This is a genomic window from Mesorhizobium sp. P2_B11 (genome assembly GCF_056404855.1).
The window spans coordinates 90,579-110,260 of sequence record NZ_JBFUDF010000009.1; the positions used below are offsets into that span (position 1 = coordinate 90,579).

The window sequence follows — 19,682 nt, forward strand, 5'->3', positions numbered from 1 at the left end:
GGTCAGGCGCCCTCGACGATGACGAAATGGCCGGTCGAGGCGGCAAGCCGGTATTTCGACGCCTCCTGGTACTCCGGCGAGTGATAGCAGGCGACGGCCACATCGTAGGACTCGAACTCGACCACGACATGCCGATTGCCCGTCGGCTTTTCCGGATTTTCATGGCGCCCAGCCCGCACGATGAACGTCGCGCCATATTTGGCGAAGGCCTTGGCGTTGGCTTCGATGTACTGCTTGTAGATATCGGGGTCGCGGACATCGATCAGCGCGATCCAATAGCCCTTCTTGCTCATCAGGGTCTCCAGCGCAGGAAATTGGTGATCAACGCCAGGCCGAGCGCCTGGCTTTTCTCGGGATGGAACTGCGTGCCGGCGAGATTGCCGCGCGCGACAGCGGCGGTCACCGGGCCGCCATAGTCGGCGACGGCCAGCACCTCGTCGGCCTTCTGCGCATCCAGATGATAGGAATGGACGAAATAGGCATGCAGGCCCTTGGCGCCGGTCGCGATGCCGGAAAACAGCGGATGCTTGCGGTTGAGATCGATCGTGTTCCAGCCGATTTGCGGGATCTTCAGCGCCGGATCGGCGGGCGTGATCTCCTTGACGTCGCCGGCAATCCAGCCGAACCCCTTGGTCACGGTCTTTTCCAGGCCGCGCTCAGACATCAGCTGCATGCCGACGCAGATGCCGAGGAACGGCCGCGCCTTGGTGATGGCGACCTCCTCCACCGCTTCCCACATGCCGGCGACAGAGCGCAGGCCCGCCGCGCAATCGGCATAGGCGCCGACGCCGGGCAAGACGATGCGGTCGGCGCTGCGAACGCGTTCGGCGTCGGCGGTGAGCTCGATAGCAGCGGCAATGCCGGCTTCATGCGCGGCGCGCTCGAAGGCCTTGGTGGCCGAGCGCAAATTGCCCGAGCCGTAATCGATGATTGCAACCCGCATGTCAGCCTTTTCCCGGCGTATGGGTCAGCCCCAGCGTCAGGCCGGTCTGGGCCGGCCGGGCAAGGCTGGCGTCCGGCACGATGCGCGGCAGCGGCGCCGGCTCGTCCGCCAGCGTCTCGGCGTCCAGCGTCTGACGGATATCGGCATCGTCCAAATTGTCGGCCTGGATCACACCCCATTCCTGCCAACCGCGGCGACGAAGTGCCGCGATCCGCAGCCCTTGGCCTTCCAGCCCGACATAGAGCGAGACCAGCAGCGACAGCGCCGAACCCGCCCAGTCGAGCCCCAGCCTTTGGCCGAGCACCGAAATGAGGCCCATGGCGACAAAGGCTAGCGCCGCCTCGACCCAGAGTTTGTGCCAGGCGAGCCACAGTGGCGCCAGAAGGAAAGCCAGCCAGGAAAAGCCGTCGCGGACAAAGGCGGTGGCGTCGGCCGCCTCGGTGCGGCCTGGCGGTTCCATCACGACATAGATGGCCATCAGCCTACCCTTTCAGAGATCCCTTGGTGGAGGGAACCGCGTCCGGCTGGCGCGGGTCGCGCTCCAGAGCAAAACGCAGCGCACGCGCCACCGCCTTGAAGCAGGTCTCGGCGATATGGTGGTTGTTGGCGCCATAATGATTGGTGACATGCAGCGTGATGCCGGCATTCTGCGCCAGGGCCTGGAAGAATTCACGCACCAGTTCGGTGTCGAACGTGCCGATCTTGGGCGACGAGAAGGCGACGTTCCAGACCAGGAACGGCCGGCCGGAGACATCGATCGCCGCGCGCGTCAGCGTCTCGTCCATGGCGAGATCGATCGAGGCATAACGCATGATGCCGCGCCGTTCGCCCAGCGCCTTGGCCAGCGCCTGGCCGATCGCAATGCCGGTGTCCTCGACCGTGTGGTGGTCGTCAATGTGCAGGTCGCCCTTGGCTCTGACCGTGATGTCGATCAGCGAATGACGCGACAGCTGGTCGAGCATGTGGTCGAAGAAACCAACGCCGGTCGACATGTCGGAGATACCGGTGCCGTCGACATGGACCGAGACCGCGATCTCGGTTTCCTTGGTCTTGCGGCTGACTTCGGCGGATCGGGACGCCATGGCCTTGTCCTTGTCTTTGGGCAAACGACTCTTTGGGCAAACGACTCGGGGCAAAACGGAAAGACAATGCCTCCAAGCGCTCATTTGCTTGAAAACGAATGCCTTCTAGCAGCATGATCCGGCGATTGCCAGTTGCGATGCGGGCCGCTATCGGAGCCGGTTTGCAATCACCAGCCCCATGCATACATATGGCCGATCGAAATCACTCGTACCGCGCCAATCGCCTTATCGGGATCGCGCGAATCGGAGCCGCAAAATGTCGAATGAACTGACCATGCACGCCACGACCATCGTGACGGTGCGCAAGGGCAACAAGGTGGTGATCGCCGGCGATGGCCAGGTCAGCCTTGGCCAGACCATCATGAAGGGCAACGCCAAGAAGGTGCGCCGCATCGGCAAGGGCGGCAATGTCATTGCCGGTTTCGCCGGCGCCACGGCGGATGCGTTCACCCTGCTGGAGCGGCTCGAAGCCAAGCTCGAACAATATCCAGACCAGCTGACGCGCGCCTGCGTCGAGCTCGCCAAGGACTGGCGCACCGACCGCTATCTGCGCCGGCTGGAAGCGATGATGCTGGTGGCCGACAAGTCGGTCTCGCTGGCGCTGACCGGAACCGGCGACGTGCTCGAGCCCGAATTCGGCGTCATGGCCATCGGCTCCGGCGGCAATTACGCGCTGGCCGCAGCACGTGCGCTGATGGACACCGACAAGGACGCCGAGGAGATCGCCCGCAAGGCGATGCAGATCGCCTCCGACATCTGCGTCTACACCAACAACAATTTCGTCATCGAAACGCTCGATGCCGCCTGAACCAGGCGTGATCTACGATTTTCGGCCGGTGACGGAAAGAGACCTGCCGATGATCGCCGGCTGGCTGGCCGAGCCGCACGTGGCTGAATGGTGGGACGATCCGGAGGCGGAAATCGCCGGCATTCGCGAACATATCGACTCGATTTCGGTCGAGCCGCTGATCGTCGAGCTCGACGGCAGGCCGATCGCCTATCTGCAGAGCTACGATCCGCATCTGGAGGATGGCCATCCCTATGCCGACCAGCCTTTCGGCACGCTTGGTATCGACCTGTCGATCGGCGTGCCGGGCCTTGTCGGCAAAGGTCATGGCTCGGCTATCACCAGGCAATTCGTCGAACAGCTGTTCGAGGAAGGCGCGCCGCGCGTCATCATCGATCCGCATCCCGGCAATGGCCGCGCCATCCGGGCCTATGAAAAGGCCGGATTCCGCGCCATTGATCGCAGGCACTCTAGATATGGCGACGTCGTGCTGATGGCCGTCGATGCCGAAGGCGACGCGCAAGAGGGGGAATGAGTTGATGACGACACCGGGCGGGGACAAAAATTACTCGGCCTATGAAGACAGCTGGCGCATGGGGCTTCTGCTCGTGCTCGCTCTGCTCATCTTCCAGGCCGGCGCGCTTTACGGAATGGGCCGAACGCCGATCTGCACCTGCGGCTACGTCAAACTCTGGCAAGGCGTGGTGATGAGTTCGGAGAATTCCCAGCATATTTCCGACTGGTACACCTTCTCCCACATCATCCACGGCTTCCTGTTCTACGCCTTGGCCTGGTTCCTGTTCCCGCGCTCGCCGATCGGCCTGCGCCTGGCTTTTGCCGTCGTCATCGAGGGCGGCTGGGAGCTCCTGGAAAACAGCCCGTTCATCATCGACCGCTACCGCGCCGGCACCATTTCGCTGGATTACTATGGCGATTCGATCATCAACTCGGTGTCCGACACACTGGCCATGGTGCTGGGATTTGTGATGGCCAGAAAGCTACCTATATCTGTGATCGTCGGCCTCGCCCTCATCTTCGAACTGGGTGTCGGCTACCTCATCCGGGACAATCTGACGCTCAACGTGATCATGCTGCTGCATCCGTTCGAGTCCATCAAGCAGTGGCAAAGTGGAATTTAGTGATATGACCACCTTCTCCCCCCGCGAAATCGTTTCGGAACTCGACCGCTTCATCATCGGCCAGAAAGACGCCAAGCGCGCCGTGGCCATCGCCTTGCGCAACCGCTGGCGCCGCCAGCAGCTGGAAGGCCAGATGCGCGAAGAGGTGATGCCGAAGAACATCCTGATGATCGGCCCGACCGGCGTCGGCAAGACCGAGATCTCGCGCCGCCTGGCGCGGCTGGCGGGTGCACCTTTCGTCAAGGTCGAGGCGACCAAGTTCACCGAAGTCGGCTATGTCGGCCGCGATGTCGAGCAGATCATCCGCGACCTCGTCGAGATCGCCATCGGCCTGGTGCGCGAAAAGATGCGCGAGGACGTCAAGGCGCGCGCCCACCTCAATGCCGAGGAACGCGTGCTGGAGGCCTTGGTCGGCAAGACGGCGAGCCCGGCGACCCGCGATAGCTTCCGCAAGAAGCTGCGCGACGGCGAGCTCGACGACAAGGAGATCGAGATCGAAGTTGCCGACACCGGCACTGGCGGCATGCCCGGCTTCGAGATTCCCGGCATGCCCGGCGCCAATATCGGCGTGCTCAACATCAACGACATGCTGTCGAAGGCGATGGGCGGCAAGAAGACCAAGGCGCGCAAGACGACGGTGAAAGAATCCTACGCGCTGCTGGTCAATGACGAGTCCGACAAGCTGCTCGACCAGGACGAAGTGGTGCGCCGCGCGCTCGATGCGACGGAAAATGACGGCATCGTCTTCCTCGACGAGATCGACAAGATCGCCTCGCGTGAAGGCGGCATGGGCGCCGGCGTCTCGCGCGAAGGCGTGCAGCGCGACCTGCTGCCGCTGATCGAGGGCACCACGGTGGCGACCAAATACGGGCCGTTGAAGACCGACCACATATTGTTCATCGCCTCGGGCGCCTTCCATGTCTCGAAGCCGTCCGACCTGTTGCCGGAATTGCAGGGCCGCCTGCCGATCCGCGTTGAGCTTCGTGCGCTGGAAAAGGACGATTTCGTCCGCATCCTCACCGAGACCGAGGCCAGCCTGATCAAGCAGTATATCGCGCTGATGAAGACCGAAGGCGTCGACCTGACTTTCACCGATGACGCCATCGATTCGTTGGCCGGCATCGCTGTCGACCTCAACGCCAGCGTCGAAAACATCGGCGCCCGGCGCCTGCAGACGGTGATGGAGCGCGTGCTGGACGAGATCTCGTATGACGCCCCGGACCGCAACGGCACCAGCGTCACCATCGACGCCGCCTATGTGGAAAAGCATGTCGGCGACCTCTCGCGAAACACAGATTTGTCGCGATTCATCCTTTAAACGGGGGCGCCGGGTCATACGGCGCCGGTTCAGGCAACACAAGTCCGGCTAACAGCATCTATGTGTGGCCGGATGGTATCATCGGGCGACCTTTCGTCTTGCCGGGTGCAGGGGCGCTCTCGACTCAACCGGGAGCACTCCCTAGTTTGCGCGGCAATTCTTGATCTCTTTGTTTGACGCAATTCCGGACGGAAAACCGTTTTACACTTTTCCTGGAATTGCTTGGGCGGCGGCGCATGAAAAAACTGATCCTGATCATTCTCAGCTTGACGCTGGCGGCGACGCTGGTCGCCGCTGATGCGGCGACATTGGTGCCGGCAGGCAACCGCAATGCGGTGCAACCCGACATTCCCGGCGCCTCCAGCCGCCGAACCCAGGCCACCAACACCACCTTCCAGGCCAAATACCGCAAGGTTTATGCGCTGCTGCAGAGTGACGCCGACCTGCGCGGCAAGATCAGGAAGGCTGCAGCCGCCTATGGCATTGATCCGATCCATATCGTCGGCGCCATCGTCGGCGAGCACACCTACAATGTCGACGCTTACGACCGGCTGCAGACCTACTACGTCAAGGCGATTTCCTACCTCTCCAGCAAGCTCTCCTTCGCCTATGACGGAGAGGACATCACCGATTTCGTGCGGCGGCCGGAATTCAAGAAATGCACAATGTCCGACAGCTACGATCTGTGGGAATGCCGTGAGCAGGTGTGGAACCGCTCTTTCCGCGGCAAAAGCGTCGGCGGCGAGAGTTTCCCCAACGACCGCTTCGGCGCCACCTTCTTCCAGCCCTATTATGCCGGCCAGACTTTTGGCCTCGGCCAGCTCAACCCGCTGACCGCGCTGCAGATGAGCGATCTCGTGCACAAGGTTTCGGGATTGCCCGAGCTCGACGTCAGCGATCCCAACTCGGTCTACAAGACCATCATGGATCCGGACCTGACGCTGCCCTACGTCGCGGCGACGATCAAGAAATCGATCGACGCCTATAAGAACATTGCCGGCTTCGACATTTCGGGCAATCCGGGGCTCACCGCCACGCTCTACAATGTCGGCAATCCCGAGCAGCGCGCCTACGCGCTGAAGGCGGAAAACGACAAGCGCCGCGCCGCCGGTGAACCGGAAAAGCTGCCGGAAGAGAATTATTACGGCTGGCTGGTCAACGACAAGCTGGATGAGCTGAAGGCGTTGTTTTAGGGGCCAAGCGCAGGCCCCTACCTCCCCCTTGTGGGGAGGTCGGACCGAAGGTCCGGGTGGGGGTCCGGTGCCGCACCCCCACCCCGCTGCTTCGCAGCGACCCTCCCCACAAGGGGGGGGGTAAGTCAGATCCTCACGCCGCCAGCAGCGACTTCAACTTCACCGCCTGTGACCCCAGCGCTTCCGGCGCCGGCTTTGCCCGCTTGGCGATCAGCATCTCAGCCAGCCTGATGTCGCGCGCTACCGCATTGCCCGGACCGATGCCGCTGGCCGCCACAAGCCTGCCGTCCTCGGCCAGATGGAACAGGATGAAGGCGCCGTCGTCGAGATCGCGGCGCACTGTGCTTTTGCCTTCGTCGGAAAGCCCGGCGATCTGCAGCGACAGGCCATACTGATCCGACCAGAACCACGGCACCGCCGCATGCGCCTCGCCGGCGCCCAGCATGTTCCTCGCTGCCAGCGCGCCCTGTTCCTGGGCATTGCGCCAGGCCTCCAGCCGCACCCGCCGGCCGCCATAGATGGCGAGCGGAAACGAACAACAGTCGCCGGCGGCGAAGATGTCGGGGTCGTCGGTCCGAAGTTCACCGTCGACGGCGATGCCGTTGTCGACGGTCAGGCCCGCTTCGCCAGCCAGCCCGGTGACCGGCACGGCGCCGATGCCGATGACGGCGAGGTCGGCAACGATCTCTTGTCCGCCGGCGAGCGCGATGCGCACCTCGGCACCGTCATCGGCGATAGAAGTGATGCCCTGGCCGGTGAGGACTTTCACGCCTTCGCTTTCATGCGCCGCATGGATGACTTCAGCGATGTCGGCCGGCACGCCACGCATCAGGATGCGCGGCTGCGCCTCGATGACGGTGACTGCTGCCCCGAGCTTGCGCGCCGCCGCAGCGAGTTCCAGCCCGATGAAGCCGCCGCCGATGATGGCGATGCGGTTTGTGGGGGTGAGGTGGCCGCGAATGGCGAGTGCGTCCGCAAAGGTGCGGAGATAGACGCAGCGCGGACCCAATCCGGGCATCGGCAGCTTGCGCGGTGTCGAGCCGGTCGCCAGCAACAGTTTGTCGTAGGGCAGCACCGAACCGTCGGACAGCCGCACGGTATGCGCCGAGCGGTCGATCGCCACGGCCTGGACCGAATGGATATGCCGGATCGATTTCTCGGCCAGCATTGCATCGCTGGCGATCGCCTTGATTTCAGGTGCATCGCTGACCATCGCGTCTTTCGACAGAGGCGGCCGCTCATAGGGCAGATGCGGTTCGTCACCGACCAGCGTCACCGGGCCGTCATAGCCGAGCTCGCGCAGCGCCAGCGCTGCCCGCCCGCCGCATTCGCCGGCGCCGATGATGACCATTCCCGCTTGCATCGTTCTATCCGATTTGGATCAGCACTTTGCCGGCCTCGACCTTGACCGGATAAGTCGCGAGGTTGACGCAGACCGGCGCGCCGCGTGCGGCACCTGTCTTGTAGTTGAAGCGGCCATTGTGCTTGGGGCACTCGATGATGTCGTCCATCACCAGCCCATCGGCCAGATGCACCTTTTCATGCGTGCACAGCCCGTCGGTGGCAAAATAATCATCGTCCGGGCTGCGATAGATGGCGAAGGTGCGGCCGCCATGATCGAAGCGCATCACATCCTCTTCGTCGATATCGCCGGCCGCACAGGCCTCGACCCACTCGCTCATTTCGTCTCTCCCAAAAATCGGATCACCGCGATCATTCCGCCGCGGCTGCGACGGCGTCGTTGTGGAATTCTTCGCGGTAGGGCCGCGCCGTCGGCGGCAGTTCGCGCTTGAGGAAATAGTCCTCATTGCGCAGCTGGCGCAGGAAGGCCGGGATCATTTCGCGATAGCCGGCCAGGATCGACGGCGTCGGCGCCGGCAGGTCGTGCTTGATCAGCGCATGCAGCTTGGGCAGCGCGTGATAGGGCACCATTGGGAACATGTGATGCTCGACGTGATAGTTCATGTTCCAGTAGATGAAGCGACTGATCGGGTTCATGTAGACGGTGCGGCTGTTCAGCCGGTGGTCGACGACATTGTCGGCAAGCCCGCCATGCTGCAGCAGCCCGACCATGACATGATGCCAGGCGCCATAGAGCCGGGGCAGGCCGACCAGCATCAGCGGCAGCCATGAGCCGAAATACAGCGCCAGCGCGAAGGTCACGGCATAGATCGCCGTCCAGATGCGGGCGATGCGGATCGCCCTGGGCTGTTCCTGTTCAGGGATAAAGGTCTTTTCTGCCGCGCTGATGTTGCCGGCGGCGTTGCGGACCATGTCGGACATGGCGTGCCATGCGTCGAGCACGCCGACAAAGGCCAGCGCCGTCCGCAGCAGATCCGGCGGCCGCATCACCGAAATCTCGGGATCGCGGCCGACGATGATGGTGTCGGTGTGGTGGCGCGTATGGCTCCAGCGCCAGGTCACCGGGTTGCGCATGATCATGAAGCAGGCGAGCTGGTAGACCGCGTCGTTCATCCACTGCGTACGGAAGGCGGTGCCATGGCCGCATTCGTGCCAGCGTGAATCGGTCGAGGAGCCGTAAAGCACGCCATAGACGAAGAAGAACGGCACGCACCACCAGCTGCCCCAGAACCAGGCGCCGCCGGCCGCACTCAGGACCAGCGCGGCGAGCCAGATCGCGGTGTCGCGCATCGCCGGCCCGTCGGAGCGCTGCATCAGCTCCTTCATCTGCTTGCGGGACACGTCGGTGTGATACCACTCGGCCGCCGAAAGCCCGGCCTCGACGGCGAGCTGGGCGTCGCGGCCAATCAGGCTGTAGTCCCGCCTGGACGGTGTTGCGGTCATGGTTGCCTCCCACGGCAAACGGCGGCTCGCTATAGCGAATGCCAGCCTGGCTTCGAGTGTGAAAATACCGCCGAGCGATGATAGACTCAACGTCACAAAGATAGTTTCTATCATTTCCTATCAGAATGATGTAAGAAGCCTTCGACAAGCTCAACGAGGCAAGCATGGCGAAACGGCCGACCATCACCGACCTGGCGCGCATTTCCGGCGTCAGCGTTGCCACGGTGGATCGCGTGCTCAACAGCCGCCTGCCGGTGCGCGAGGAAACGGCGCGCCGCGTCTATGAGGCGGCGACCGAGATCGGCTATCATGCCGCCGGCCTGATCAAGCAGCGGCTTCGCCATGAACTGCCGGAGTATCGGCTCGGCTTCCTGCTGCTCAGGGGCAATTACACCTTCTACAGCGCCTTCGCGCATGAGCTTGAGCTGGCGGTGTCGAAATCGCCGCGCTTCCGTGGCGTCGCCATGATCGACTTTGCCGATTCGCTCGCCCCCGACGAGATCGTCGAGCGGGCACGCAAGCTGGCCTCCAAATGCCGGGCCGTCGCTTTGGTCGGACCCGATCACCCGACAGTGACGGTCGCTGTCGAGGAGATGAAAGCCAAAGGCCTGCCGGTGTTTTCGCTGTTGTCCGACTTCGCCGCCAGCATTCGCGAGGGCTATGTCGGCCTCGACAACCGCAAGGTCGGCCGCTCCGCGGCGTGGATGATCTCGAAGGCGGCGAAGCGCCCGGGCAAGGTCGCGCTGTTCGTCGGCAGCCACCGCTTCCACGGCCATGAACTGCGGGAGATCGGCTTTCGCTCCTTCTTCCGCGAACAGGCGCCGGAATTCACCTTGCTGGAAACGCTGGTCAATCTGGAAGCCAATGAGATCACCCGGGACACGCTGGCCAATCTTCTCGGCCACCACCCGGATCTCGTCGGCTGCTATGTCGCCGGCGGCGGTATGGAAGGCGCAGTCGCGGCGCTGAGGCAAGCCAAGCCCGCCGAAATGCCGGCCGTCATCTGCAACGAGATCACGGCGGTGTCGCGCGCGGCGCTGGCCGACGGCATCCTGACCATGGTGATCTCGACCCCACTGGCGGCACTCAGCCGCGAACTGGTCGACCTGATGGCCCATGCCATCGAGACGGGCGCCGCCAACGCGCCGGGCCAGACGTTCTTGCCGTTCGACATTTATCTGCCCGAGAATATTTAGGCGTCTCGGCGTTGGGGATTGGCGGAGACATCCTCGCCTTCGTCATCCACGGGCGAAGCAAGGAGCGAAGCGACGCGGCGCAGACCCGAGGATCCATTCCGTGACATCTGTGCGATGCCAACGGTGCAGAACCAGCTTAGGCTGGAGCGAGCCTCATTCTGAGCCGTCGTGCTTTTGTCGACCGTCACGGCATGGATCCCAGGGTTTCCGCGACGTCGCTTCGCGACTGCTCCACCCTAGGATGACGAAGTCCGGGGTGACCTTCGCCATCGCGGATGGTTGCGACTGTCCGCCAACGGCTTCGGCGCCGATCCCCCTATTGCCTCGGCTTCGATCATCCATCCTCCTAAAATCCTACATCCGGTTTTGGAATGTCTCTTGACGTCTCGCCGAAAAATGGAATAAATATTTCACCAACTAGGTATTTTGGTTCTTTCGTTCCGGAACATCTGTTTCAAACAGGGAGCCTGGCGTTCCATCCAGTGGAAAATGCCGTCCGGAACAGAGACGACATCAGGGAGAGATTCCTCGGGCGATCGGGGATTCCGGGTAGATCGGTGCAGCCGGACACCAAATGTGGAGGAGAAACACAATGAAGAAACTGATTTTGGGCGTCGCTTTTGCGGCGCTGATGAGTTCGTCCGCTTTTGCCGCCAAGGTCGGCGTGTCGATGGCCAAGTTCGACGACAACTTCCTCACCGTGCTGCGCAACGGCATGATCGAGCAGGCCAAGGGCATGAGCGGCGTTGAGCTGCAGGTCGAAGACGCGCAGAACGACGTCGCCAAGCAGCTCGACCAGATCAAGAACTTCGCCGCTTCGGGCGTCGACGCCATCATCGTCAACCCGGTCGACACCTCGGCCACGCAGGCGATGTCGGATGCCGCCGCCGCCGCCAAGATCCCGCTGGTCTATGTCAACCGCGAGCCGGTCAATGTCGACACGCTGCCGGACAACCAGGCTTTCGTCGCTTCGAACGAGGCCGATTCCGGCACGCTCGAGACCAAGGAAGTCTGCCGCCTGTTCACGGAAGCCGGCAAGAAGGAAGCCAATGTCTATGTCATCATGGGCGAGCTTTCCAACCAGGCCGCCGTGCAGCGCACCAAGGACATCGAAGAGGTGATCGCCACGCCGGAGTGCAGCTTCATCAAGATCATCGACAAGCAGACGTCGAACTGGAACCGCGACGAAGCGCAGAACCTGATGACCAACTGGCTCTCGACCGGCAAGCCGTTCGACGGCGTCATCGCCAACAACGACGAAAGCGCCATCGGCGCCATCCAGGCGATGAAGGCTGCCAACATCGATATGAAGACGGTCGTTGTCGGCGGCGTCGACGCCACGCAGGACGCGCTGGCCGCCATGCAGGCCGGCGACCTCGACGCAACCGTGTTCCAGGACGCGGCCGGTCAGGGCGCTGGCGCGCTCGATGCGGCACTGAAGCTCGCCAAGGGCGAGAAGGTCGAGCACAAGGTCTATGTGCCCTTCCAGCTCGTGACGCCGGCTAACATCGACAAGTTCCTGAAGAAGAACTGAGGCAAGCGCTTCGCTCGACCAACGGAGCGGCGCATAAACATCCGCGCCGCTCTTGTCTCCCTCACCGCCCTGACGGGCGGGAGGGCAGGTGCGGCCTCACGGAGGACAGACATGTCACAGACATCTCATGGCGTCGGCGGGGTCAGCTATGACGCGAAGAAGCGGACATGGCCGGCCGAATTCAACGTCTTCCTGGCGCTGGTCATCCTCGTCGTCGTCTTCGAACTGATCGGCCGCATCTTTCTCGGCGACTCCTTCCTGTTCAACACCCGCACCGATGTCGGCGGCATCTTCAACGAGGCGCGCCTGCAGATCATCATCCTGCAGGTGTCGATCGTCGGCATCATCGCCATCGGCGTCACGCAGGTGATCATTTGCGGCGGCATCGACCTGTCCTCGGGCTCGATCGTCGGCGCCACCGCCATGATCGCCATGAGTTTTGCCCAGGTGGCGACAGTCAACGGCAACCCCAACCCGAAGGCGATGTTCCTGGCGCAGGGCTGGACCGACCTGCCGGTCCTCGTACCGGTGCTGGTGGCGATCGCTTGCGGCCTGATCGCCGGCCTCATCAACGGCAGCCTGATTGCCTACACGCGCATTCCGCCTTTCATTGCCACGCTGGGCATGATGGTGACTGCGCGCGGCATCGCCAAATGGTGGTCCAAGGGCCAGCCGATCTCGTTTCCGACCGAAAGTTTCGCGGGTATCGGCAAGGGCCTGATGCCGGTCATCATCTTCCTGTCGCTGGCCATCCTGTTCCAGCTGATCATGACTTACACACGCTACGGCAAGCACTGTTATGCCATCGGCTCCAATGAGGATGCCGCGCGCATGTCCGGCATCAAGATCGCCAATCACAAGATCCTGGTCTATGTCATTGCCGGCATTCTGGCCGCGCTTGCCGCCGTGGTGCTGTCCTCCAAGAACCTGACCGCACAGTCCGGCATGGGCGTGATGTACGAACTCGACGCCATCGCCATGGCGGTCATCGGCGGTGTCTCTTTGTCAGGCGGTCGCGGCTCGATCATCGGCACGGTGATCGGCGCGCTGATCTTCGGCGTCATTATTTCCGGCTTCACCTTCCTGCGCCTCGACGCCTACTATCAGGAGATGGTGAAGGGCGTGATCATCGTTGGCGCGGTTGTTCTCGACCAATGGCGTCAACGCATGCGGGCATTGAGGGCTTGACCATGTCAGACATCGTCCTGAAGACCGAAAACCTCACCAAGCGCTATGGCGGCGTACATGCGCTGGAAGGCGCGAATTTCGAGCTGCGCAAGGGCGAGCATGTCGCCATCATGGGCGACAACGGCGCCGGCAAGTCGACCTTCGTGCGCCAGATCACCGCTGTCGAGCAGCGCACCAGCGGCCAGATCTGGTTCGACGGCAAGGAAGTGAATTTTGCCGGGCCGATCGAGGCCCGCACGGCCGGCATYGAAACCGTGTTCCAGAACCTGGCGCTGGCCGACGATCTCGACGTGCCGTCGAACCTGTTCCTCGGCCGTGAAAAGGTCCTGTTCAACCTCGGCCCATTCTCGATCCTCGACCGCAAGTATATGCGCAAGGCGACCGAGGCGGCACTGGTGCGCACGGCGGTGAAGATCCCCAATCTGTCAAACACCATCCGCCATATGTCGGGCGGCCAGCGGCAATGCGTGGCGATCGCCCGGACCGCAACCTTCGCCTCCAAGCTGATCATCATGGATGAGCCGACGGCAGCGCTCGGCGTGCAGGAGACGGCGCAGGTCGAAAACATCATCCGCACGCTGAAGGCCAATGGCGAGCCACTGATCCTGATCAGCCACAACATGCGCCAGGTGTTCGACCTGTGCGACCGCATCGTCGTCTTCCGGCGCGGCCGCATCGTCGCCAATCTGCGCAAGGAGAACACCGACGGCAACGACATCGTCTCCTACATCACCGGCGCCAAGACCGGGGAGGCGGAACTAGCGGCTTGAACACGGCGGGCACCCGGTTTTCCGGGACGATCTGCCGCGCTCAGAAATCACGTTGCCACCTTTCCCTGACGGGAAGGTGGAGACACAACTCTCCCGAACCCATCCCCCTAGAGGAAATACCATGACTGTTCGTTTCGCCCTCCTCGGTGCCGGCCGCATCGGCAAGGTCCACGCCCGCGCCGTTGGCTCCAACCCTGACGCAAAGCTGGTAGCTGTGGCTGACGCCTTCGAGAAGGCGGCGACCGAACTGGCAACTGCCTATGGCGCGGAAGTGCGCACCATCGACGCGATTGAAAAGTCCAAGGATATCGATGCCGTCGTCATCTGCACGCCGACCGACACCCATGCCGATCTGATCGAGCGCTTCGCCAAGGCCGGCAAGGCGATCTTCTGCGAGAAGCCGATCGATCTCAACGTCAAGCGCGTGGAAAAATGCCTGGCCGTCGTCGACAAGGCCAAGGCGACGCTGATGGTCGGCTTCAACAGGCGCTTCGATCCGCATTTCGCCGCCGTGCGCAAGTCGATCGACGACGGCGCCATCGGCACGGTCGAGATGGTCACCATCACCTCGCGCGATCCGGGCGCGCCGCCGGTCGACTACATCAAGCGCTCGGGCGGCATTTTCCGCGACATGACCATCCATGATTTCGACATGGCCCGCTTCCTGCTCGGCGAAGAGGTGGTGGCGGTCAGCGCCCATGCCTCGGTGCTGGTCGACAAGAAGATCGGCGAGGCTGGCGACTTCGATTCGGTCAGCGTCATCCTCGAGACCGCGTCCGGCAAGCAGGCCGTCATCTCCAACTCGCGCCGCGCCACCTATGGCTACGACCAGCGCATCGAGGTGCACGGCTCCAAGGGCATGGTCGCCGCCGAAAACCAGCGGCCGGTGTCGATCGAGGTCGCCAATGAGAAGGGCTATACCCGCCCGCCGCTGCACGACTTCTTCATGACCCGGTATCTCGACGCCTATGCCATCGAGATCGCCGCCTTCATCGCCGCAGCAACGTCGGGCAAGAAGGCATCGCCCAGCGGCGCCGACGGCCTCGTGGCGCTGAAGCTGGCGGACGCGGCGCTGAAGTCCGCAACGACCGGCAAGACCGTCCGTCTCGACAAGTAAGATCCGGAACTCAATTCAGGGAGCAGGGCGATGAGCACATCAGCCGATCGCAATTCGAACACGCGCGCCATCGTCACCGGCGGCGCGCAAGGCATCGGCTTTGCCGTCGCAGAGGCGCTGGCCGACGAAGGCTGCAAGGCGCTGGCGCTCATCGGCCGCGCGCAGGAGAAGGGTGACAAGGCCGTCGCCCATTTCAAGAAGGCTGGCGTCGACGCCATCTTCATCAGCGCCGACGTTTCGAAAGTCGCCGATTGCAAGCGCGCTGTGGCCACCGCCATCTCGCATTTCGGCACCATCAACGCGCTGGTCAACGCCGCCGCCACGTCCGCGCGCGGCTCGCTGGTCGAAACCTCCGAAGAGACCTTCGACCAGATTTTTCAGACCAATGTGCGCGGCCCGTTCTTCCTGATGCAGGGCGTCGTGGCGCACCTGTTGGATAAGAAGGCACCCGGCTCGATCGTCAACGTGTTGTCAATGTCGGCGCATTGCGGCCAGTCCTTTCTGGCGCCCTATTCCTCCAGCAAGGGCGCGCTGGCGACGCTGACCAAGAACGTCGCCAACGCCTATCGCTTCAACCGCATCCGCTGCAACGCCGTGCTGCCCGGCTGGATGGACACCGAAGGCGAGGACACCGTGCAGAAGAAATGGCACGGCGCCTCCGACGACTGGCTGGAAAAGGCCGAAGCCGGCCAGCCCATGGGCCAGCTGGTGAAGCCGGACCAATTGGCACGGCTGATCAGCTACATGGTCAGCCCGCAATCCGGCGTCATGACCGGATCGCTGGTCGACTACGACCAGAGTGTTGCGGGGTCGTCACCGGAGTAGAGCCGGCGAGTCTAGCGGAAACTATCGCTTCGTCATCCACGGGCGGAGCAAGGAGCGTAGCGACGCGGCGCAGACCCGAGGATCCATGCCGCGACTTCAGAGCGCTCCTGCGGTTCAGAATTCTGCGCCGCTGCACCCTTTGGCCGATGTCACGGAATGGATGCCAGGGTCTTCGCGACGGAACTTCGCTCCTGCTTCGCCCTGGGATGACGAAATCGCGAGAGGTCGGCCCATCTCGATTTGGCCGTCATCAGGCACCTCCTCCGCTTCAACCACATCAGCCCCCTGATGCGACGAACGCAGCGAAGACAAGAAAGAAGCCGGGGGCGATCAAAACGAAAACAGCACCGAACAGGACAAAGCGCCAGCCGAGGCTCAGATTTCGAGACTTCAAGCCATAGACAACCCCGGCCATCGCCAATACGAACGCTATGATTGCGATAAGAAGGTATGGGTCTGTCATGACGGGTGCTTTCGCTTCGCGCCGCCTTCGGCTGATCGTCTTGGTTTCAACATAAAGGGATTGGGCTCAGGTGACGACGAGCGGATCGTCACATCCAGACTGCGGCCAAAGAGAATCCGATGCACCCATACTGGATCACGATAGACGGTCATCTAGGCGTCGGCATCACCGCCCGGTCGGAAGCCGACGCCTTGCAACTCTTCGAACTCGCCTTCGGCTCCACGGAGAAAATCACCGGCATCGTGGTCATCAAGGACATGAACGACCTCGACCAGAACCATGTGGTGCCCAATATGAGCGGAGCCACCTGGTTTCGGCGCGGCATCTGGTTTCCGCAGGGCCAGGAGCACATCGCGGACTGGAACAATGCGTAGCCGCATCGGAGACGTGACAAACACACCGGCATCGACTATATGAGCCTCATGATCAACCTGACCGCCTCGTATTGGTACTTTATGAGCTCGCTGGCGGCGGGAGGATTGCGCTCGATCTGAAGATTGCAGCAACAAGTCCGAACAGCCGCCAGACCTGGCGGCTTTTTTGTTTCAGCCGGCAGGTCTCCTAAAAAACCAGGAGCAGAAAGCCGTGTTGACCACCACAGACGACCTTCGGGTCACCGAAATCAGGGCATTGAGCACACCCGACGAGGTGATGCGCGAGATACCGCGCACGCTGACGGCGACGCGCACCGTCGCCACGGCACGCAACGCCATCCATTCCATCCTTACGGGGGCCGACGATCGACTGCTTGTCATCGTTGGCCCTTGTTCCATCCACGATCCGGTCGCGGCCGTTGATTATGCCAGCCGTCTGGCGGCGCTGCGCGAGACCTTGTCCGACCGGCTCGAGATCGTCATGCGCGTCTATTTTGAGAAGCCGCGCACCACGGTCGGCTGGAAGGGCCTGATCAACGATCCTGACCTGGACGGCAGTTTCAACATCGAGAAAGGCTTGCGCATGGCGCGCAACGTCTTGTCGGCCGTCAACAATCTCGGCCTGCCGGCAGCCACCGAGTTCCTCGACATGACCATCCCGCAATACATTGCCGACCTCGTCGCCTGGGGCGCCATCGGCGCGCGCACCACCGAGAGCCAGATCCACCGCGAGCTGGCTTCCGGCCTGTCCTGCCCGGTCGGCTTCAAGAACGGCACCGACGGCAATCTCAGGATCGCCGCCGAGGCGGTGAAATCGGCTGCCCAGCCGCATCATTTCATGGCAGTGACCAAGGGCGGCCGCAGCGCCATTGCCGCAACCACCGGCAATGAAGACTGCCATGTCATCCTGCGCGGCGGCGTTCAGCCGAACTACGATGCGGCGAGCGTCGAGGCCGCCTCGGTCGAACTCGCCCGCATCGGCGTAGCGCCCCGGCTGATGATCGATGTCAGCCACGCCAATTCGGGTAAGAAGCCGGAGAACCAGCCCAAGGTAGCCGCCGACGTCGCCGGCCAGGTCGCGGCGGGCGACGAGCGCATCATTGGCGTGATGATCGAGAGCAATCTCGTCGCCGGCCGGCAGGATGTGGTGGCCGGCAAGCCGCTTACCTACGGCCAGAGCGTCACCGATGGCTGCATCGACTGGGCAACCACCGAGACCGTGCTGCACGGCCTTGCCGGCGCCGTCGAATGGCGCCGCTCGGCTCGCCGCGCCATGATGGAGAACAGGCAGGGAGCGGCTTGACTCTTGTCGACGTTTGCCCGGCACGCACCCCCACCCCTAACCCCTCCCCACAAGGGGGAGGGGGATTAGCGTAGGCGCTGACCCACAGGCGAACCACCTAGGTTCGGAGGCGTGCGGCAGCGTTCCCTCCCCCTTGTGGGGAGGGCTAGGGTAGGGGTCCTCTTCGCAAGAATCCATCTACCCCGCCCTCAGCCCCTCCCATGCCGTAAACACCGAAACCGCAAACAGCAGCAGCCCGGCTGCCCGCCCTGCAAAAGCGGTCGCCCGCGGATTGGCGACCAGCAGGTTCCGGCTGCGGCCGGCCGTGATCGCCAGCCCGCCATAGATCGCAGCCTGGGTCAGCACCGTCAGCAACCCCATGATCGTCGCCTGCATCCAGATCGCGCCGTAATCCGGCTTCAGGAATTGCGGGTAGACTGCAATCACGAACAGGTAGGCCTTGGGGTTGATCAGGCAGGTCACGAAACCCTGGCGAAATGCCTTCCATGCCGAGCGGCTGCCGGCGGGTCCGTCATGGCCGACAGTGATGGAGCTGCGCATCAGCGTGATGCCGATGAAGGCCATGTAGGCGGCGCCGGCCAGCAGCAGCGGCTTGAACAGGATCGGCACGAAATGCATCAGCAGGCCGACGCCGATAGCGCCGTTCAGCGTATGCACCACGCCGCCGACCATAATGCCGCCGGTGGCGGCCAGGCCCCTGTCACGCCCACCGGTCAGCGCATTGGCAAGCACGAACAGCATGTCCATGCCGGGCACGATGATGATGCCGAACAGCAGGATAAAGAACAGCCAGAGATTTTCTGCGTAACTCATGTCAGTTGCCTGTCGCTTCCTGCTGGGATGCCGTTGGGGAACTTGTTGATTTTCAAGCCGATAGGCAGTCCAATAGCTCATCCCAACTGACGGGGATGTGTCAGTAGCGTTTTGATTGGGAGAGGAAATGCGCAAGGCGTCGCGCCTGTTCGAGATCATCCAGATCCTGCGGCTGGCACGACAGCCGGTGACCGCCGCCATGATCGCCGGGCAATTGGAAGTGACGGTGCGCTCGATCTATCGCGACATCGCCGCACTGCAGGCCATGCGCGTGCCGATCGAGGGCGGGCGCGGTATCGGCTATATATTGCGTCCCGGCTTCGATCTGCCGCCGCTGATGTTTTCGATCGAGGAGATGGAGGCGATCGTGTTGTCGCTGGCGTTGCTCGAGCGCACGGGCGACAGCGAGCTCAAGCAAGCGGCCAAGCGGGTCAGCACCAAGATCGCCGGCGCGGTGCCGCCGCCCTTGCGCCAGGCGTTCGACGCCAACGCGCTGCATGTCTGGGGTTTCGCCGCACCCTCGATCGGAACGATCGATCTGGCGCTGGTGCGGCGCGCCATCCGCGACGAGGAGAAGCTCGACCTCTCCTACCGCGACGAAATGGGCCGCGCTTCCGAGCGGCTGATCCGCCCGATCGCGCTGATCTACTACGCCGAGACCGCCAACATCGTCGCCTGGTGCGAGTTGCGCGAGGCGATCCGCAATTTCCGCAGCGACCGCATCGAGGATTGCCGGGCGACCGGCCTGCGCTTCAAGGGCGAAGGCGATCGCCTGCGCAAGCTCTGGGTCGACGGCTGGGAGGCGAACGCCGCTGTCGCCGGTTGAGCCGGC

At 62.9% G+C, this 19,682-nt stretch carries 23 protein-coding genes; 14 read left to right on the plus strand and 9 right to left on the minus strand.

What is annotated here, in order from left to right:
- Positions 1-2: 2 nt before the first annotated feature.
- Genes AC1DYJ_RS27270 through hisB form a run of 4 tightly spaced genes read right to left on the minus strand, consistent with a single transcriptional unit; the run spans position 3 to position 2,025 of the window.
- Positions 3-293 carry a DUF1330 domain-containing protein gene (locus tag AC1DYJ_RS27270; RefSeq protein ID WP_477282801.1) on the minus strand — a complete coding sequence of 97 codons (291 nt, stop codon included), beginning with the start codon at positions 291-293 and terminating at the stop codon, positions 3-5.
- Positions 293-943: an imidazole glycerol phosphate synthase subunit HisH gene (hisH, locus tag AC1DYJ_RS27275; protein ID WP_477282803.1), complete on the minus strand. Its 651-nt coding sequence runs from the start codon at positions 941-943 to the stop codon at positions 293-295. Before hisH ends, AC1DYJ_RS27270 begins: the two co-directional genes overlap by 1 nt.
- A gap of 1 nt (position 944) precedes the next feature.
- Entirely contained in the window at positions 945-1,421 is a 477-nt protein-coding gene (locus AC1DYJ_RS27280) for a DUF2628 domain-containing protein (protein ID WP_477282805.1), read from the minus strand.
- A gap of 4 nt (positions 1,422-1,425) precedes the next feature.
- Positions 1,426-2,025: an imidazoleglycerol-phosphate dehydratase HisB gene (hisB, locus tag AC1DYJ_RS27285; RefSeq protein ID WP_477282807.1), complete on the minus strand. Its 600-nt coding sequence runs from the start codon at positions 2,023-2,025 to the stop codon at positions 1,426-1,428.
- 256 nt (positions 2,026-2,281) lie between these two features.
- On the opposite strand from hisB, the gene hslV reads away from it, so the two are divergent.
- The 5 genes from hslV to AC1DYJ_RS27310 all read left to right on the plus strand — a co-directional run bounded on the left by hslV (position 2,282) and on the right by AC1DYJ_RS27310 (position 6,462).
- A complete protein-coding gene (gene hslV, locus AC1DYJ_RS27290; RefSeq protein ID WP_112559910.1) occupies positions 2,282-2,833 on the plus strand; it encodes an ATP-dependent protease subunit HslV in 552 nt (183 codons plus the stop codon).
- Positions 2,823-3,347 (plus strand): GNAT family N-acetyltransferase, encoded by a 525-nt coding sequence (locus AC1DYJ_RS27295; RefSeq protein ID WP_477282809.1) that lies wholly within the window; start codon positions 2,823-2,825, stop codon positions 3,345-3,347. Before hslV ends, AC1DYJ_RS27295 begins: the two co-directional genes overlap by 11 nt.
- A 4-nt stretch (positions 3,348-3,351) precedes the next feature.
- On the plus strand, positions 3,352-3,951 hold the full coding sequence (locus AC1DYJ_RS27300; protein ID WP_477282811.1) for a DUF2585 domain-containing protein: 600 nt from the start codon (positions 3,352-3,354) through the stop codon (positions 3,949-3,951).
- Between the two features lie 4 nt (positions 3,952-3,955).
- Positions 3,956-5,269, plus strand: coding sequence for an ATP-dependent protease ATPase subunit HslU (gene hslU / locus AC1DYJ_RS27305; protein WP_023714505.1), 1,314 nt, complete (start codon positions 3,956-3,958; stop codon positions 5,267-5,269).
- A gap of 236 nt (positions 5,270-5,505) precedes the next feature.
- The gene (locus AC1DYJ_RS27310) at positions 5,506-6,462 is read left to right on the plus strand and encodes a DUF1402 family protein (RefSeq protein WP_477282813.1); all 957 of its coding nucleotides are present in this window, start codon (positions 5,506-5,508) and stop codon (positions 6,460-6,462) included.
- Positions 6,463-6,595: 133 nt separating this feature from the next.
- Here the strand turns inward: AC1DYJ_RS27310 and AC1DYJ_RS27315 are convergent, their stop codons facing one another.
- Genes AC1DYJ_RS27315 through AC1DYJ_RS27325 form a run of 3 tightly spaced genes read right to left on the minus strand, consistent with a single transcriptional unit; the run spans position 6,596 to position 9,267 of the window.
- Positions 6,596-7,825: an NAD(P)/FAD-dependent oxidoreductase gene (locus AC1DYJ_RS27315; RefSeq protein ID WP_477282815.1), complete on the minus strand. Its 1,230-nt coding sequence runs from the start codon at positions 7,823-7,825 to the stop codon at positions 6,596-6,598.
- A 4-nt stretch (positions 7,826-7,829) separates the two neighbouring features.
- Positions 7,830-8,144 (minus strand): MocE family 2Fe-2S type ferredoxin, encoded by a 315-nt coding sequence (locus tag AC1DYJ_RS27320; protein ID WP_477282817.1) that lies wholly within the window; start codon positions 8,142-8,144, stop codon positions 7,830-7,832.
- A gap of 31 nt (positions 8,145-8,175) precedes the next feature.
- Complete coding sequence (locus tag AC1DYJ_RS27325; protein ID WP_477282819.1) at positions 8,176-9,267, minus strand: fatty acid desaturase family protein; 1,092 nt, start codon at positions 9,265-9,267, stop codon at positions 8,176-8,178.
- A gap of 164 nt (positions 9,268-9,431) precedes the next feature.
- Between AC1DYJ_RS27325 and AC1DYJ_RS27330 the strand changes: the two genes are divergently transcribed.
- From AC1DYJ_RS27330 to AC1DYJ_RS27355, 6 genes are all read left to right on the plus strand, one after another.
- Positions 9,432-10,463 (plus strand): LacI family DNA-binding transcriptional regulator, encoded by a 1,032-nt coding sequence (locus AC1DYJ_RS27330; protein WP_477282821.1) that lies wholly within the window; start codon positions 9,432-9,434, stop codon positions 10,461-10,463.
- A gap of 592 nt (positions 10,464-11,055) precedes the next feature.
- Positions 11,056-11,997 (plus strand): sugar ABC transporter substrate-binding protein, encoded by a 942-nt coding sequence (locus AC1DYJ_RS27335; protein WP_477282823.1) that lies wholly within the window; start codon positions 11,056-11,058, stop codon positions 11,995-11,997.
- Between the two features lie 111 nt (positions 11,998-12,108).
- Positions 12,109-13,185 (plus strand): ABC transporter permease, encoded by a 1,077-nt coding sequence (locus tag AC1DYJ_RS27340; RefSeq protein WP_477282825.1) that lies wholly within the window; start codon positions 12,109-12,111, stop codon positions 13,183-13,185.
- Positions 13,186-13,187: 2 nt separating this feature from the next.
- Positions 13,188-13,955 (plus strand): ATP-binding cassette domain-containing protein, encoded by a 768-nt coding sequence (locus tag AC1DYJ_RS27345; protein ID WP_477282827.1) that lies wholly within the window; start codon positions 13,188-13,190, stop codon positions 13,953-13,955.
- Positions 13,956-14,076: 121 nt separating this feature from the next.
- On the plus strand, positions 14,077-15,072 hold the full coding sequence (gene iolG / locus AC1DYJ_RS27350; protein ID WP_477282829.1) for an inositol 2-dehydrogenase: 996 nt from the start codon (positions 14,077-14,079) through the stop codon (positions 15,070-15,072).
- 30 nt (positions 15,073-15,102) lie between these two features.
- Positions 15,103-15,897 carry an SDR family oxidoreductase gene (locus AC1DYJ_RS27355; RefSeq protein ID WP_477282831.1) on the plus strand — a complete coding sequence of 265 codons (795 nt, stop codon included), beginning with the start codon at positions 15,103-15,105 and terminating at the stop codon, positions 15,895-15,897.
- A 277-nt stretch (positions 15,898-16,174) separates the two neighbouring features.
- Here the strand turns inward: AC1DYJ_RS27355 and AC1DYJ_RS27360 are convergent, their stop codons facing one another.
- Positions 16,175-16,360 (minus strand): hypothetical protein, encoded by a 186-nt coding sequence (locus AC1DYJ_RS27360; protein WP_477282833.1) that lies wholly within the window; start codon positions 16,358-16,360, stop codon positions 16,175-16,177.
- A 119-nt stretch (positions 16,361-16,479) separates the two neighbouring features.
- Between AC1DYJ_RS27360 and AC1DYJ_RS27365 the strand changes: the two genes are divergently transcribed.
- Together AC1DYJ_RS27365 and AC1DYJ_RS27370 are read left to right on the plus strand one after the other, a co-directional pair.
- Positions 16,480-16,734, plus strand: coding sequence for a hypothetical protein (locus AC1DYJ_RS27365; protein WP_477282835.1), 255 nt, complete (start codon positions 16,480-16,482; stop codon positions 16,732-16,734).
- 211 nt (positions 16,735-16,945) lie between these two features.
- A complete protein-coding gene (locus AC1DYJ_RS27370) occupies positions 16,946-18,037 on the plus strand; it encodes a 3-deoxy-7-phosphoheptulonate synthase (protein ID WP_477282837.1) in 1,092 nt (363 codons plus the stop codon).
- 177 nt (positions 18,038-18,214) lie between these two features.
- Here AC1DYJ_RS27370 and AC1DYJ_RS27375 read toward each other — a convergent pair whose 3' ends face one another.
- Entirely contained in the window at positions 18,215-18,850 is a 636-nt protein-coding gene (locus AC1DYJ_RS27375; protein ID WP_477282839.1) for a LysE family translocator, read from the minus strand.
- 127 nt (positions 18,851-18,977) lie between these two features.
- On the opposite strand from AC1DYJ_RS27375, the gene AC1DYJ_RS27380 reads away from it, so the two are divergent.
- Complete coding sequence (locus AC1DYJ_RS27380) at positions 18,978-19,676, plus strand: helix-turn-helix transcriptional regulator (RefSeq protein ID WP_477282841.1); 699 nt, start codon at positions 18,978-18,980, stop codon at positions 19,674-19,676.
- Positions 19,677-19,682 lie beyond the last annotated feature (6 nt).